Annotated in this window: 12 protein-coding genes; 3 read left to right on the top strand and 9 right to left on the bottom strand. The window is 64.3% G+C overall.

Annotated features, from left to right (window positions below):
• Window positions 1-7: 7 nt before the first annotated feature.
• From NKL06_RS26550 to NKL06_RS26540, 3 genes are all read right to left on the bottom strand, one after another.
• Entirely contained in the window at window positions 8-1204 is a 1197-nt protein-coding gene (locus NKL06_RS26550) for a PLP-dependent transferase (protein ID WP_023691355.1), read from the bottom strand.
• Window positions 1201-1935 (bottom strand): FadR/GntR family transcriptional regulator, encoded by a 735-nt coding sequence (locus NKL06_RS26545; RefSeq protein WP_023691356.1) that lies wholly within the window; start codon window positions 1933-1935, stop codon window positions 1201-1203. The genes NKL06_RS26550 and NKL06_RS26545 overlap by 4 nt, the downstream gene beginning before the upstream one ends.
• Window positions 1936-2056: 121 nt before the next feature.
• Window positions 2057-2764, bottom strand: a complete 708-nt coding sequence (locus tag NKL06_RS26540; protein WP_023691357.1) for a DJ-1/PfpI family protein — start codon at window positions 2762-2764, stop codon at window positions 2057-2059.
• Between the two features lie 86 nt (window positions 2765-2850).
• On the opposite strand from NKL06_RS26540, the gene NKL06_RS26535 reads away from it, so the two are divergent.
• On the top strand, window positions 2851-3798 hold the full coding sequence (locus NKL06_RS26535) for a GlxA family transcriptional regulator (protein WP_023685300.1): 948 nt from the start codon (window positions 2851-2853) through the stop codon (window positions 3796-3798).
• A gap of 62 nt (window positions 3799-3860) precedes the next feature.
• On the opposite strand, the gene NKL06_RS26530 is transcribed toward NKL06_RS26535, so the two are convergent.
• The 4 genes from NKL06_RS26530 to NKL06_RS26515 form a co-directional block, all read right to left on the bottom strand.
• On the bottom strand, window positions 3861-4640 hold the full coding sequence (locus tag NKL06_RS26530; protein ID WP_023691358.1) for an SDR family oxidoreductase: 780 nt from the start codon (window positions 4638-4640) through the stop codon (window positions 3861-3863).
• A gap of 24 nt (window positions 4641-4664) precedes the next feature.
• Complete coding sequence (araH, locus tag NKL06_RS26525; RefSeq protein WP_023691359.1) at window positions 4665-5615, bottom strand: L-arabinose ABC transporter permease AraH; 951 nt, start codon at window positions 5613-5615, stop codon at window positions 4665-4667.
• Window positions 5616-5626: 11 nt separating this feature from the next.
• Window positions 5627-7138 (bottom strand): L-arabinose ABC transporter ATP-binding protein AraG, encoded by a 1512-nt coding sequence (gene araG, locus NKL06_RS26520; RefSeq protein WP_023691360.1) that lies wholly within the window; start codon window positions 7136-7138, stop codon window positions 5627-5629.
• A 70-nt stretch (window positions 7139-7208) separates the two neighbouring features.
• Window positions 7209-8198 carry an arabinose ABC transporter substrate-binding protein gene (locus NKL06_RS26515; RefSeq protein ID WP_023668118.1) on the bottom strand — a complete coding sequence of 330 codons (990 nt, stop codon included), beginning with the start codon at window positions 8196-8198 and terminating at the stop codon, window positions 7209-7211.
• A gap of 245 nt (window positions 8199-8443) precedes the next feature.
• Between NKL06_RS26515 and NKL06_RS26510 the strand changes: the two genes are divergently transcribed.
• Together NKL06_RS26510 and dgoD are read left to right on the top strand one after the other, a co-directional pair.
• A complete protein-coding gene (locus tag NKL06_RS26510) occupies window positions 8444-9133 on the top strand; it encodes a FadR/GntR family transcriptional regulator (RefSeq protein WP_245259915.1) in 690 nt (229 codons plus the stop codon).
• A 7-nt stretch (window positions 9134-9140) separates the two neighbouring features.
• Window positions 9141-10289, top strand: a complete 1149-nt coding sequence (dgoD, locus tag NKL06_RS26505) for a galactonate dehydratase (RefSeq protein ID WP_023668116.1) — start codon at window positions 9141-9143, stop codon at window positions 10287-10289.
• Window positions 10290-10528: 239 nt separating this feature from the next.
• Here dgoD and NKL06_RS26500 read toward each other — a convergent pair whose 3' ends face one another.
• Both NKL06_RS26500 and NKL06_RS26495 read right to left on the bottom strand, forming a co-directional pair.
• A complete protein-coding gene (locus tag NKL06_RS26500) occupies window positions 10529-12181 on the bottom strand; it encodes an FAD-binding dehydrogenase (protein WP_023691361.1) in 1653 nt (550 codons plus the stop codon).
• 49 nt (window positions 12182-12230) lie between these two features.
• Entirely contained in the window at window positions 12231-13943 is a 1713-nt protein-coding gene (locus tag NKL06_RS26495) for an aldehyde dehydrogenase family protein (RefSeq protein WP_023691362.1), read from the bottom strand.
• Window positions 13944-14008 lie beyond the last annotated feature (65 nt).

Genomic DNA, 14008 nt, shown 5'->3' with positions numbered 1-14008 from the left:
AACCCAGTCATTTTTTTGCTTTGTCGAAGGCCTGGCCGATGTCGGCCCAGAGGTCTTCGACGCTTTCCAATCCGACATTGAAGCGGATGGTTCGGGGGCTGACGCCGAAGCGCGCCATCGAATTGAGACCCGGTGTCTGCTCGAGCGAGGCCTTTGCCGGCACGACCAGGCTTTCATGACCGCCCCAGCTGACGCCGATGCGGAAAAATTTCAGCGCATCGACGAAAGCGGGAATGTCGACATCCTCCGTCACCTCGAAGGAGAACAGCCCGGCATAGCCGGCAAGCGTCTTCTTGCCGGGATGGTTGGAATAGGCGGGATGATTGACCCGCTCGACCTTGTCATGCGCCTTCAAGCGCTCGGCGATGATGAGCCCACTCTTCATGTGATGCGGCAGTCTCAGCGGCAGCGTGCGCAGGCCGCGCAACAGCAGCCAGCCCTCGAAGGGCGACAGCTTTGCGCCGAGCTGCGAATAGGTCTGGTCGTTGATATGCTTGATGTGAGCGGCCGAGCCGGCCACCACGCCGGCGACGGTGTCGCTGTGACCGCCGAGATATTTCGAGGCGGAATGCAGCACCAGATCGACGCCGTGCAGGATCGGCTTCTGGAACACCGGCGTCGCCCAGGAATTGTCGATGGTGGTGACGATGCCCTGCTCTTTCGCCAGCCGCGTCAGATGTTCGAGATCCTGCAGCTCGAACGTCATCGAGGTCGGGCTTTCCAGGTAGAGCAGTTTGGCGCCGGGAAGAGCCGCGGCCACCGCATCCGGATCGGAGCCGTCGACATAGTCGACCTTGATGTGCAGGCGCGGGAACAACCGCTCGAACAGTCGGTAGGCGTCACCATAGCAGTTGCGCACCGCAACGATGCGCTCGCCGGCGCCGACAAAGGCAAGCAATGTCGCGCTGATCGCCGCCATGCCGCTGGAGAATCCGCGCGCGGCTTCCGCACCTTCGAGCGCTGCGACGCGTGACTCGAATTCCATCACCGTCGGGTTGTCGCCGCGCGAATAGATCGGCTGCTTCCTGCGCCCGGCAAAGGTGTCGGCCATGTCGGCATAGCTGGCGAAGGTGAACAGCGAGGTCTGGTAGATCGGCGGCACCACCGCATTGCCAGGGAACGGGTCGTCATGCGCCAGAAGCGTCGCCGCCTCGGCGAGATAGTCGCTGCCGGAAATGCCTGGGTCGAAGCTGTGCTCGTTCATGTGCGGACCGAAAGTTTGAGGTTGGCGGCGCCGCGCTTCAAATCGTCCTCGACCGTGGCGATCAGTTTCAGCGCTTCGGCCCGGGCGCCTTCCGGATCGTGCGCGGCGATGCAGTCGAACATGGTGCGGTGGTAGGGAAAGCTTGCGTGGCCGAAATCGCGCACGCCGAGCGGATGTTCCCAGAAGCGGTGGAACAGTTCGTGCATGGCGGCGATAATCTGCTCGAACAGCGGATTGCCGCAGGCGCGGTAGATCGCCTGATGGAATTCCCAGTCCTCTTCCGACGACATGCCGGCGCGGCTGAGAAACTCTTCCTCCATGATGTCGAGCTTGCGCTCGATCTCGGCGAGGTCGTCCCTGTCGGCACGAATGGCGCAAAGGGCGGCGGCTTCCGCTTCCAGCGCGCGGCGGATTTCCAGCGTGCGCATCAGGCCGGTGAAATCATTGCCGCCGGCAAGCGTCAGCGGCATGTGCAGCATGTCGAGCGAGACGGCGGCCTTGAGATAGGTGCCCGAGCCCTGCCGGCGCTCGACCAGGCCAAGCCCTTCCCAGCGCGTCAGCGCCTCGCGCACCGTATTGCGGCTGACCTTCAGACGCTCAGCGAGGATGCGTTCGGTCGGCAGCCTCTCACCGGGTTCCAGCTTCTCGCGCATGACGAAGCCGGCCAACGCCTTCAGCACCGCGTCGTCGCGGGCCGTCGTCTGGATCGGCGGAAGGCTGAATTGGGTCACCGGGGCTATTACCGAAGTGGTTCAATGGTCCAACCAATTTCTGCACAGACGAAGGGACCTGTCAACAGTGGAAACGCAGCAAGGCCGAAGGGCCAGGGGATGCACCTTCGGCCTTGCTGCTTCAGCCGTGGATGCGCGCCGGCGCAGCGGCGGCGCGAGCCTCGCGCCAGCGAGCGAAGATTGCCTCGCGAACCCGCCTCGAACCAGAGAGGCGCTTTTTTGCCTGCGCCAGCACCGCAGGCGACGCCTCGGCGGGCGTGCCGGACCGAAAGGGAGGAGCCGGGGCGTATTCGAGCGAGAGCTGCACGATCTCGGCCTCCTCCTGTCCAAGCAGCCTCGCAACCAGCGCCAGGCCGAAGTCGATCCCCGAAGTGACGCCGCCGGCGGTGATGAGCTTGCCGTCTTCGACGATACGCTCGTCGACCGGGATCGCTCCGAACTCCTCAAGGAAATCATGCGCATACCAGTGCGTGGTCGCGCGCTTGCCCCTCAGCAGTCCGGCCGCCCCAAGCACCAGGGCACCGCTGCAAACGGAGGTGATGTAGCGCACCTGCCCCGCGCGCTCCCACACGAAATCGAGGACTGTCTGGTCCTCCAGCAGCGCGTTGACCCCGCCCCCGCCAGGAATGCACAGCACGTCGAGGGGCCGGCAATCGTCAAAGGTCGCGGTTGGCGTCAGCGAGAGGCGCGTCGATGACGTCACCGGGTTGCGATCCTTCCAGATCAGTTCCACCTCGGCATCCTTGGCCGATGCCAGGACTTCGTATGGGCCGGTGAGGTCGAGTTGTTGGACGTCGGGGAATACGAGGATGCCGAAACGAAGGGGCATGGAAATCTCCGTGGGTTGACTTCCGGCAATCTACGGCATCATGGTTTGGCACGATTGCCATTCATCCCTCGCTTCGGGCCAAACCAATGCGCCGTATCGAAGTACTTGCCTATCCCGACATCCAGCTCCTCGACGTCAGCGGACCGCTGCAGGTCTTTGCCAGCGCCAATGATTTCAAAAGGCAGGCCGGCGAACCGGCTCCTTACGAGGTCGTGGTCGTCGCCGCCTCACCGCGCATCCGGACATCGGCCGGTCTCGTGCTGGAGGCAGCAGTGCTGCCAACCCACGGAGGTAAGATCGACACGCTGCTTGTCCCCGGAGGATGGGGCGTCAACGCAGCCTGCGACGATCCCGTGCTGGTCCAGTGGATCGCCGGTCGCTCGCGCGATGCCACCCGAACCGCTTCCGTCTGCAGCGGCGCCATGCTGCTGGCGACGGCTGGCCTGCTCGACGGCCGCCGCGCGGTGACCCATTGGGGACGCTGCGCGGAGTTCGCCCGGCGCTTTCCCGCGGTCCGGCTCGAACCCGATCCGATCTTCATCCGCGACGGCAATGTCTGGACATCCGCCGGCGTAACGGCGGGGATCGATCTCGCCCTCTCCCTCGTCGAGGCCGACCTTGGCCGGCACACGGCGCTCGGCGTGGCGCGCGAGTTGGTGGTCTTCCTGAAACGTCCCGGTGGCCAGGCGCAATTCAGCCAGACCCTCAAGCTGCAGCAAGGCGACGGGCGCTTCGACCGGCTGCATGGCTGGATCCTCGAAAATCTGGCCGGTGACCTGTCGCTCACGCAGTTGGCCGACCACGCCAATATGAGCCCGCGCAGCTTCTCGCGGCGCTATCGCGAGGCCACCGGCCGGACACCTGCCCGCGCGATCGAGGAGATCCGGATCGAGGCGGCGCGGCGGATGCTGGAGCGTGGCCAGCCCGTCAACCAGACGGCCCGCCGCTGCGGTTTCGGCTCGGAAGAAACCATGCGGCGCGGCTTTCTGCGCGTGCTGGGCACCAATCCGCGCGCCTATCGCGAGCGTTTCTGATCGCGACTGCTTGCTCCATTAGGCCGGCGGTCGATGCCGTAGAAATAGAGCCTCTCTAGCATTCAGGCGGGATGCTGTAGCTGGCTGAGCCCGCCATCGACGACGAGGGTCGCGGCGTTCATGAACGGGCACTCCTCGGAAATCATGAACACAGCGGCCAGCGCGATCTCGCGCGCCGAGGCGATGCGGCCGCCGGGATGCAGCGCCAGCGTCCTGGCGCGCGCCGCAACCGGATCGGCAAAACTGTTCCAATAGTCGGCTGCCTTCTGCGTCTCGACATAACCGGGCGCCAGCGCGTTCACGCGCACGCCCTGCCCGGCATATTCCAGCGCCAGCGACTTGGTCAGCCCAAGCAGCGCGTGCTTGGCCACGGGATAGGGGAAGGTATGAGGGATGATGGTGAAGCTGTGCGTCGAGGCGATGTTGAGGATCGCGCCACCGCCATTTGCGATCATTGCCGGCAGCACCGCCTTGGCGCAGTTCCAGGCGCCTTTGACGTTGACATCGAAATTGCGGTTCCACTCCTCCTCAGTCGCCTCGAGCGGCGTCGAGAACACATTCATCCCCGCATTGTTGATCAGCGCGTTGATCGGCCCGATCGCGTCGGTCGCCCGGCTGACGGCAGCGGCAATCGCGGCCCCGTCGCTGATGTCGGCTGAGACATGCCCGACATGGCCCTGCGGCGCTGCTAGGCCGGCGACCGCTTTGTCCAGCAGCGCGCCGTCGCGATCGACCAGGAACAGCCTTGCCCCTTCGGCGAGGCAAGCTTCAGCGATGGCAAGCCCAATGCCTTGCGCGGCGCCGGTGAGGAAGATGCGTTTGCCGGACAGGCGCTCAGCCATGGCTGTCACTCCACTGGAAGATGGTCAGCGCCGGCCCAGTGCCGACGAACGCAGATTGTCGAGCAAAACGGCAAGCAGCAGGATCACACCGCGCACAATGTATTGGTAGAACGCCGGGATGTTGAGCAGGTTCATGGCGTTTTCGGCGATGCCCATGATCAGCACGCCGACGATGACGCCCGACATGGTGGCGCGGCCGCCGGCAAGCGAGACGCCGCCGAGCACGCAGGCCGAGATGACCGAGAGTTCAAGCCCGACCGCGGCATTGGGCTGGCCCGACGTGATGCGCGAGGCCAGAAGGATGCCGGCGATGCCGCAGACCACGCCCTGCAGAGCAAAGATCCAGATCCGCGTCCAGTCGACATTGACGCCGGCCAGGCGCGAAGCCTCCGGGTTACCGCCGATGGCCAGCGTGTTCTTGCCGAACACGGTACGATTGAGGACAAAACCGAAGATGCAGAACAGCACGGCCAGGACCCAGACCGGCGTCGGAATGCCGAACAGCTTCGACAGCGCCAGTTGGTAGAAATCCGGGCTGTTGATGCCGACGGCGCGGCCATCGGATGCGATCAGCGCAAGGCCGCGCACGATCTGCATGGTAGCAAGCGTCGTGATCAGCGCGTTGATGCGGAACTTGGCGATGACGACGCCGTTGATGAAGCCGACGAAGGCGCCGCAGGCGATTGCCGCAAGAAGCCCGAGGATGATCGATCCGGTATGGTTCGACGCCATCACCGCGACCATGCCGGCGAAAGCAACGATCGAACCGACCGAGAGGTCGAAGTCGCGCGCGGCGAGGCAGAACATCATCGTGCAGGCGACGATGCCGACGGTGACCACCGATTGCAGCAGGCCGAGCATGTTGCGGTCGGTCAGAAAATTCGGCACCAGCAGCGACACCAGCGCGAAGGCGACGATGAAGATCACGACGAGGCCCTGTTCGCCGAGCAGGATCTTCTTCAACTGATCGGTCATGGCAAAGATCCTCAGGATGCGATCGCGTCGGGGGTTTTCTGATCGGGAAGAGCGGCGGCCAGGATCGCCTTTTCGGCGAACTGGTCGCGGGCGAGTTCGGCGCTGATGCGCCCGCCGCACATCACCAGGATGCGGTCGCAAATGCCCATCACTTCCGGCAGTTCGGACGAGACGACGACGATCGCCATGCCGTCTTCGGCAAGCTGGTAGAGCAGTTCGTAGATTTCCGCTTTGGCGCCAACATCGATACCGCGTGTCGGCTCGTCGACGATAAGCACGCGCACGCCCTGCTCCGACAGCCAGCGGCCGAGAATGACCTTCTGCTGGTTGCCACCGGAGAGGTTGATGATGTCCTGCTTGCGCGACGGCGTGCGCACCTTGAGCTTCTTGATGAAGGTCTCGGCGGTGGCGATCTCGCTGGCGCGGTTCAGGATCCCGAAGCGCGTGTGATGACGCCGCGACGAGATGTTGATGTTCTCCTCGATCGAGCGGCCCTGGATGATGCCGTCATGCTTGCGGTCTTCCGAGCACAAAACGATGCCGGCGCGGATCGCGTCATGGGGATCGGTGGCATGAACGACCTTGCCGTCGACGCTGATGGTGCCGCCTGAGCGCCGGTCGGCGCCGAAGACCAGCCGCATCAGTTCCGAGCGCCCCGCGCCGATCAGGCCGAAGAAGCCGACGATCTCGCCCGCCCTTGCCTCGAAGCTGGCGGGCGTCGTCAGTTTTACTCCGGAAACAGCGTCGACCTTCAGCCGGACATCGCCGGCCGGGCGTGGGCGAAACCCCCAGACATCGGAGATTTCGCGGCCGACCATTTCGGCGACGACCTGGTCGCGCGTGACGTCTTTCAGCGACGCATGGTGCGCCGCGAGCTTGCCGTCGCGCAGCACGGTCAGGCTGTCGCAGAGGCGGAACACTTCGTCCAGCCGGTGCGAGACATAGATGATGACCTTGCCCTCGCCGCGCAGGCGGTCGATCAGGGCAAACAGGATTTCGCTTTCGCGCGACGACAATGACGAGGTCGGCTCGTCCAGAGCGATGACGCGCGCGTCGAGCATGATCGCCTTGGCGATCTCGACCATCTGGCGCTCGCCGATCGACAGCGTCTTGACCTTGCGGCTGATATCGATGTCGATGCCGGCTGATTTCAGCTTGGCGCCAACATCGTCCAGCATCCTGGCACGGGCGATGATGCCGGCGTTGGCGGGGAAGCGGCCGAGGCTGAGGTTTTCGGCAACAGTGAGCTCGGGAACCAGCTGCAGTTCCTGGTGGATGACGATGACGCCATTGTCGAAGGCATCTCGCGTCGTTGCATAGGCTTGCATCTTGCCGTCGATGAGGATCTCGCCGTCATCGGCATGCTGGTCGCCGGACAGGATCTTGATCAGCGTGGATTTGCCGGCGCCGTTCTCGCCCATCAGGCCGTGCACGGCGCCCTTGTCGACGCCGAACGAGACGTCCGACAGCGCCTTGACGCCCGGATAGGTCTTGGTGATTTCCGAGAAGTCGAGAAAGGACATGGGGCGCCTATCCTTTTGCCATGCCAAACAGGCGGCGACTGTGAGCCGCCGCCTGTTTGTACAGGGAGGATTATTCGATGCCGAGACCCTTGCGGACCGTCTGGTAGTCGTCGCGCTTGGCCAGCGCACCGGCGGTCAGGATGAGCTTCTCGGGTTCCTTGTTGTTGGCGACCCAGTCATACATGTTGAGCGCAGTCTCGTAGCCGTGACGCTTCGGCGAGATGATCACCGTGCCGACGAAGCCGGTGGCGGTCGGCTTCTTGAACTCGTTGATCGCCGAATCCGCGCCGCCAATGCCGACGCCGATCACGTTTTCGGCCGGGATGCCGACGCTTTCGGAAGCGCGCACGGCGCCGAGAACGGCTTCGTCGTTGAGGCCGAAGGAGACCCACTTCTTGATGTCGGCATGGGCGTTGAGTACCACCGTCGCCGCATTGAGCGCAGCCTCGGTATCGGTCTTGGCCTGCGGCGCGTCAAAGATGTTTTCGGCCTTGAAGCCGTTGGCCTTCAGCACCGAAATGGCGCCTTCGACCCGGTCGACGGCGGTCGGCAACTGATCATAGGAGACGCGGATGGCGCCGACCTCGTCGGCCTTCCAGCCGCGCGCCTTCATTTCGTCGACGATCGCCTGGCCGACGGCCTCGCCGATCTTGGTCGCCGAAATGCCCATATGCGGCACGTCTTCCAGCGCCTTCCCGTCTGCGCCGACCAGACGGTCATCAACCGTCATCAGCTTGAGATTGTTGGCGGCGGCCTTGGCGACGATGCCGGGGCCGAGCTTCACATCAGGCGTGCAGACGATGAAGCCTTGCGCGCCCTGCGCGCCGAGATTGTCGATCGCCGACATCAGCTTCTCACCGTCCTCGGCGCCGATCTTGACCAGGGTAAAACCCTTCTCCTTGGCGGCCTGGTCGGCGAACTTCCATTCGTCCTGGAACCACGGCTCCTCGGGCTGTTTGACGATAAAACCTATCTTGGTGTCCTGAGCATATGCAGCGATGGTCGTGACGGACAGCACGGCAAGGGCGCCCGCGACGAGCGCGGTCTTCAGAAGTCGCATGATTACCTCCCAGCGATGGCCGGGCGCTCAGCCCGGATGCAGAGTCTCTAATTCTTTTTATCATACTCGTCAATTGATCTGGTATGATAATTGAGCTACATGCTCTGACCAGGGATCGTTGGCGCAAATCATCCGCATCCGGTAAGGCCGGGGACGTGAGATCAGTGGTTTCGCCGCCTTGGAGGAGGGCTGAGGTGACCGAAACTTCGAAGAAGGCATCAGGCGACACCCGCCGCCCGCGCGTCATGCCCGATGTGACCAAGGCGCTTGCCTCAGACATCTTTTCCGGACGCTATCCCGCCGGCTCGTCCCTGCCGACCGAAAACGAACTCGGCGTCGAATATGGCGTCAGCCGCACCGTCATCCGCGAGGCGCTGAAGGTGCTGGCCGCCAAGGGGCTGGTGCTGTCGCGACCGCGCATCGGCACGGTTGTATGTGAACAGGACAACTGGAACATCATCGACCCGCAGGTGCTGGCCTGGCACGCGCCGCATGCGCTGGACGACAAATTGTTCGACGCCATCCTCGAAACGCGCCGCGCCATCGAACCTCTGGTAGCTGAACTGGCGGCGACTCGTGCGACGCTGCAGGAGATCGCCGATCTCGAAGCCGCCTGGCGCGGCATGGCCAATGCCGGCGAGGATCTCGCCGCCTTCTCGCGCTCGGACATCACCTTCCACCAGATCGTCTATGCCGCGAGCCACAACCCGATCTTCCGCCAGATCGGCAATCTGATCGACACCGGGCTGAAATTCTCGCTCGAAGCAACGGCGACCATTTCGCTCGCCCGGCGCATGGAAGCGGTGGCGGCGCACCGTGAGGTGGTCGAGGCGCTGCGCATGCGCGATGCCGCGGCGGCGCGTGCGGCGGCAGGCCGGATCCTCGACCTTGCGGCGCGCGACCTGGTCAGCGCCAAGAAACTCAAGAACAACTGAGACCAGCATGAAAATCATCTCGCTCACCACCTACATCGTCCCGCCGCGCTGGCTGTTTCTGAAGATCGAGACTGATGCCGGCGTCACCGGCTGGGGCGAGCCTGTGGTCGAAGGCCGTGCGCTGACGGTCGAGGCAGCGGTCAAGGAACTTGGCGATTATCTGATCGGCAAGGACCCGCGCCTGATCGAGGACCATTGGACGGTGATGCATCGCGGCGGCTTCTACCGCGGCGGGCCGATCCTGATGAGCGCCATTGCCGGCATCGACCAGGCGCTGTGGGACATCAAGGGCAAGGCGCTCGGCGTGCCTGTGCACGAACTGCTCGGCGGCAAGCTGCGCGACAGCATCAAGGTCTATTCCTGGATCGGCGGCGACCGGCCGGCGGAAGTGGCTGCGGGCGCCAGGGAAGTGGTTTCGCGCGGTTTTCAGGCGCTGAAGATGAATGGCACCGAGGAACTGCAGATCGTCGACAGCCATGACAGAATAGATGCGGCTGTCGAACGAGTCGCCATGGTGCGCGAGGCCGTTGGGTCCAACATTGGCATCGCCGTCGATTTCCACGGCCGCGTGCATCGGCCGATGGCGCGCATGCTGGTCAAGGAGCTCGAACCCTACCGGCTGATGTTCATCGAGGAGCCGGTGCTCAGCGAAAACCGCGAGGCGCTGAAGGAGATCGCAGCGCTGGGCTCGACGCCGATCGCGCTCGGCGAGCGTCTTTACAGCCGCTGGGATTTCAAGTCGGTGTTCGAGCAAGGCGCCGTCGATATCATCCAGCCGGACCTGTCGCATGCCGGCGGCATCACCGAATGCCGCAAGATCGCGGCGATGGCCGAGGCCTATGACATTGCGGTGGCGCCACACTGCCCGCTCGGGCCGATCGCGCTTGCCGCCTGCCTGCAGCTCGATGCCGTCAGCTACAACTGCTTCATCCAGGAACAGAGCCTCGGCATCCACTACAACGCCGCAAACGATTTGCTCGACTATGCCGCCAACAAGGACGTCTTCCGCTACGAGGATGGCTATGTCGCAATCCCCGATGGTCCCGGCCTCGGCGTCGAAATCGACGAGGACTACGTCAAGGAACGCGCCAAGGAAGGCCACCGCTGGCGCAACCCGGTCTGGCGTCACAAGGACGGCTCCTTCGCCGAGTGGTAGCTCGGCCGACCTTGCGGCCAGGCCTTCAGGACCTCGGGTTCGATTTCGCGGTGGCGCCAGCGTAACGCAGGCCTCTGATGGGCCGCAGCGCCGAGCACCAGCGCATGGGAACCGTCGGCGCCGGCAAGCCGCAACTCGCTGACCGCCTGGGTTGCCGCAAGCGATCGAAAGCAGTCGCTATCCATGGAACATGGCGGATGTCCTGTTCTCATCGACCTTTTCTTGGCCCGCCAGCCGCGTCACCTGCCCGCGGCGTGCCGGCCTGCGTTCCTGCCGGAGAAGATGCAGCTGCCGAGAAATGTCCCTTCCAGCGCATTGTAGCCGTGATAGCCGCCGCCACCGCCGCCGGCCACCTCGCCTGCCGCATAGAGCCCGGCAATGGGTTCGCCATTGCCGTCGAGAACCTGCGAATTGAGATTGGTGTGCAGGCCGCCAAGCGTTTTGCGCGTCAGGATGTTGAGGCGCACCGCGATCAGCGGCCCGTGCCTGGGATCGAGTATCTTGTGCGGCTTGGTCACCCGGAAGATCTTGTCGCCAATGTAGTTGCGGGCGCCGCGGACGGCTGTGACCTGCGCATCCTTGGTATAGGCATGGTCGACCTCGCGATCGCGCGCCACGATCTGCGCCTTGAGCCGGTCGTAGTCGAGCAGATTGTCGCCTGACAGCGCGTTCATGCCGGCGACCAAGTCGGCCAGGTTGTCGCGGACGACGAAGTCCTCGCCCTTTTCCAGGAACGCTGCCACCGATGGTGGCGCCTTGCCGCCGCGCCGGTTCTTCAGCACGGCCCGCCAATCCTTGGCCGTAAAGTCTAGGTTTTGCTCCGAACCCGACAGCACGAACTCCTTCGAAGCGATCGTCTTGCTCAGCACGAACCAGGAATAATCGTGTCCCGTCGACAGGATACGCTTCAAGGTGCCGAGCGAATCGAAGCTCGGGAAGAACGGCGCCTCCATGCGTTGTCCCAGAGCATCGAACCATAGCGGCGACGGCGCCGACAGGATGCGGATGCCGTGGTTCGGCCAGATCGGATTCCAGTTCTTGATCCCCTCGACATAGTGCCACATGCGGTCGGCGTTGATGACGGCCCCGCCGGCGTCCTGGGTGATCGCCACCATGCGGCCGTCGACATGGTGCGGCACGCCGGCAACCATACGCTTCGGCGCTGGCCCCAGCCGCCGGACCGGCCAGACCTTGCGAACCAACTCATGATTGCCGCCGATGCCGCCGGAGGTGACGATCACGACACCGGCCGAAAGGTCGAAATCGCCGACGGCCGTGCGGCTCGACTGCTTGCCGCGCTCGACATCGGATGCCTCCAGGATTTCGCCCGCGACGCCGGTGACCGCGCCGTTGGTCTTGATCAGCCGGCTGACCTGATGACGGAATTTCAAAGTGATCAGCCCTTTGGCGACGTGCTCGCGCACGCGCCTTTCGAACGGCGCGACCACGCCCGGCCCAGTGCCCCATGTCAGGTGGAAGCGCGGCACTGAATTGCCGTGGCCATTGGCCAGCGCGCCGCCGCGCTCGGCCCAGCCGACCACCGGCCACCAGCGCATGCCCATGGCGTAGAGCCACGGCCGCATCTCGCCGGCGGCGAAATCGACATAGGCTTCCGCCACTTTCCTTGGCCAATGGTCCTCGGGCCGGTCGAACTGGGCAGAACCCAGCCAATCCTGCCAGGCGAGGTCGCGGCTGTCCTTGATGCGCAGGCGGCGCTGCTCGGGCGTGTTGACCAAAAACAGGCCGCCGAGCGACCAGAATGCCTGGCCGCCGAGAAAACCGCCACCCTCTTGCTCGACGATGATCACGCGCTTGCCGGCATCGCCGAGTTCCGCGGCTGCGGCCAGGCCGGCCAGCCCGCCGCCAACGATGATTGCGTCCGCGTCAGCCATTGTCGTAGCTCCTGTGCCGGCTTTTGTTTTCGAGATCGGATGCTCGTTGCTAGCCGCGCAGCGCGTTCCAGATGATGCGCGGCAGCTTCAGGAGGCTCGGCTGGTAGTTGAACTCGGTGATCAGGCGGCCGACCATGTGTGCCCTTTTGTGGGTCAGGAACCAGGCCGGCTTCGGCATGATGCGGAACGGCGCTTCGAGCACGCTGCGTTCCGGTCTGTCGAACAAATAGGTGTTGTGGACGACGCCGATGCCGCTCTGCACGTCGTCGAGCGTGTGGCCAGGGAAAGCACCCCAGGTCGGGCGCAGCAGCGCGAACAGAACGCCGCTCCAGGAATTGATGCCGATGCCGCCATAGCGCAGTTCGGCAATGATTTCCTCGAAGCGCTGCCGGCCGATCTCGGCGATCGTCCTGGGATGGATGAGGATGTTGGCGGCAAGCGTGCCGTGCAGCTTTTCATTGGCGTAGGCGACAGCGGCGCGCAGATAGGATTCCGCATTGCCCGCCGGCAGCCGCATGACGCTGAGCGCCGGCGCGAACACCTCGGCATTTTCGAGATAGGCGTCCGTGCCCGGCCGGAACGGCACCACAACGCAGGCGGGCCCGCCGGGCCGCTCGAATTTTTGTGCCGTGTCGGCGTGCGCCTCGAAGGCGGCGAGGCGCTCGGTCGCGCCGGGATAATAGGCCGGGCGCGACGGGGCTTTCTGCATCACCTTTTCGAGGGCCGCCAGAAGCGCATCGGATTTGCCCCAGCCTTCGGGCAACACGAGCATTTGGCAGGCGATGCAGTTGAAACCGGAATTGTTGAGCTTTTGGGTAGCGATCAGTTCGGCGTGGTAGGCGATGTCGGCATTCGACCATGGGCCGGGCACCACGATGGTGGGTGCCACGCCGCCAAGCTCAGAGGTGATACGCCGGCTGTTGCGCGGCGTGCCCGCCGCCTTGTTCTTGCGGCCCTCCTCGCCAGGCCCCCAGACGATCGCGTCATGCGAGGCGGCGGCACCGGTGATGTGGATGTCGTCGACGAGATCGTGGTTGCACAGATACGCGCCGACATCGGCGCCACCGCGCACGATGCGCAGCGCTCCGAATTCGATCAGCGGCCGCAGCGCCGGCCGCAGGAAATCGATCAGATAGTCGTTGACCGGGTTCATCTTGAGCAGAACCACCTGGTGCTCGACCAAAAGCTTGTGCAGGCAGTCGAGCGGCGCGATCGAGGCGACATTGCCGGCGCCGAGCACGAGGCCGATCTTGCCCTTGCGGCTGGTGCGCGGCGCGTCATAGGCCGATGCGGTGTTTGCGGCGAGGTTCGCCTTGGTCACGCCGGGCTGCATCCAGATCTCGGCCTTCAGCCCGGTGAACAACACCTTGTCCCAGAGCGAATTCGGAACCACCGTTACCGCCACCTGTCCGCTAGGCAAGGTGCGGACCGGCAGTCTGTCGAGAAACTTCTTGCCCTCCATCAGGCTGAGCGTGTGGATGAACTGGTTGCAGCCATCCATCAGCGCCGCCGGGCCAGCCAGCCATTCTTCGCCTTCCAGCGGCGAGCCGGTCGGGATGCCCTTCTTGCGCGTCGCGGTTTTGACCCACGCCTCGGCGACCTCGCGGATGTGATCCTTGACCTGCCGCAGCAAGGCGATCCGCTCGCCATTCGAGGTCTGCGCCCAGTCGTCCTTCCTGGCGTCGAGATCGGTGAGCGCGAGGTCGAGTTCGGCTGCCCATTCAGGCTGCACGGGCTGAGTTTTGACTGCCTTGGCGACCATCCTATCCTCCTCCACTTCGGTCTCTTGGTTTGACGCAATTCCTGTGGGAAAACCGCTTCACACTT

The sequence above is a fragment of the Mesorhizobium sp. C268A genome, assembly GCF_040324475.1.
In the GTDB taxonomy this organism is placed as follows: Bacteria; Pseudomonadota; Alphaproteobacteria; order Rhizobiales; family Rhizobiaceae; genus Mesorhizobium.
The sequence above is the reverse complement of the archived record's forward strand: the minus strand, read 5'-3'. Positions and strand labels throughout refer to the sequence as shown.

What these genes read in the sequence shown, in the direction of transcription:
- NKL06_RS26550 (WP_023691355.1), bottom strand. Translation starts at nt 1,204, where the DNA reads ATGAACGAGCACAGCTTCGACCCAGGCATTTCCGGCAGCGACTATCTC.
- NKL06_RS26540 (WP_023691357.1), bottom strand. Translation starts at nt 2,764, where the DNA reads ATGCCCCTTCGTTTCGGCATCCTCGTATTCCCCGACGTCCAACAACTC.
- NKL06_RS26535 (WP_023685300.1), top strand. Translation starts at nt 2,851, where the DNA reads ATGCGCCGTATCGAAGTACTTGCCTATCCCGACATCCAGCTCCTCGAC.
- NKL06_RS26530 (WP_023691358.1), bottom strand. Translation starts at nt 4,640, where the DNA reads ATGGCTGAGCGCCTGTCCGGCAAACGCATCTTCCTCACCGGCGCCGCG.
- araH (WP_023691359.1), bottom strand. Translation starts at nt 5,615, where the DNA reads ATGACCGATCAGTTGAAGAAGATCCTGCTCGGCGAACAGGGCCTCGTC.
- araG (WP_023691360.1), bottom strand. Translation starts at nt 7,138, where the DNA reads ATGTCCTTTCTCGACTTCTCGGAAATCACCAAGACCTATCCGGGCGTC.
- NKL06_RS26515 (WP_023668118.1), bottom strand. Translation starts at nt 8,198, where the DNA reads ATGCGACTTCTGAAGACCGCGCTCGTCGCGGGCGCCCTTGCCGTGCTG.
- NKL06_RS26510 (WP_245259915.1), top strand. Translation starts at nt 8,444, where the DNA reads ATGCCCGATGTGACCAAGGCGCTTGCCTCAGACATCTTTTCCGGACGC.
- dgoD (WP_023668116.1), top strand. Translation starts at nt 9,141, where the DNA reads ATGAAAATCATCTCGCTCACCACCTACATCGTCCCGCCGCGCTGGCTG.
- NKL06_RS26500 (WP_023691361.1), bottom strand. Translation starts at nt 12,181, where the DNA reads ATGGCTGACGCGGACGCAATCATCGTTGGCGGCGGGCTGGCCGGCCTG.
- NKL06_RS26495 (WP_023691362.1), bottom strand. Translation starts at nt 13,943, where the DNA reads ATGGTCGCCAAGGCAGTCAAAACTCAGCCCGTGCAGCCTGAATGGGCA.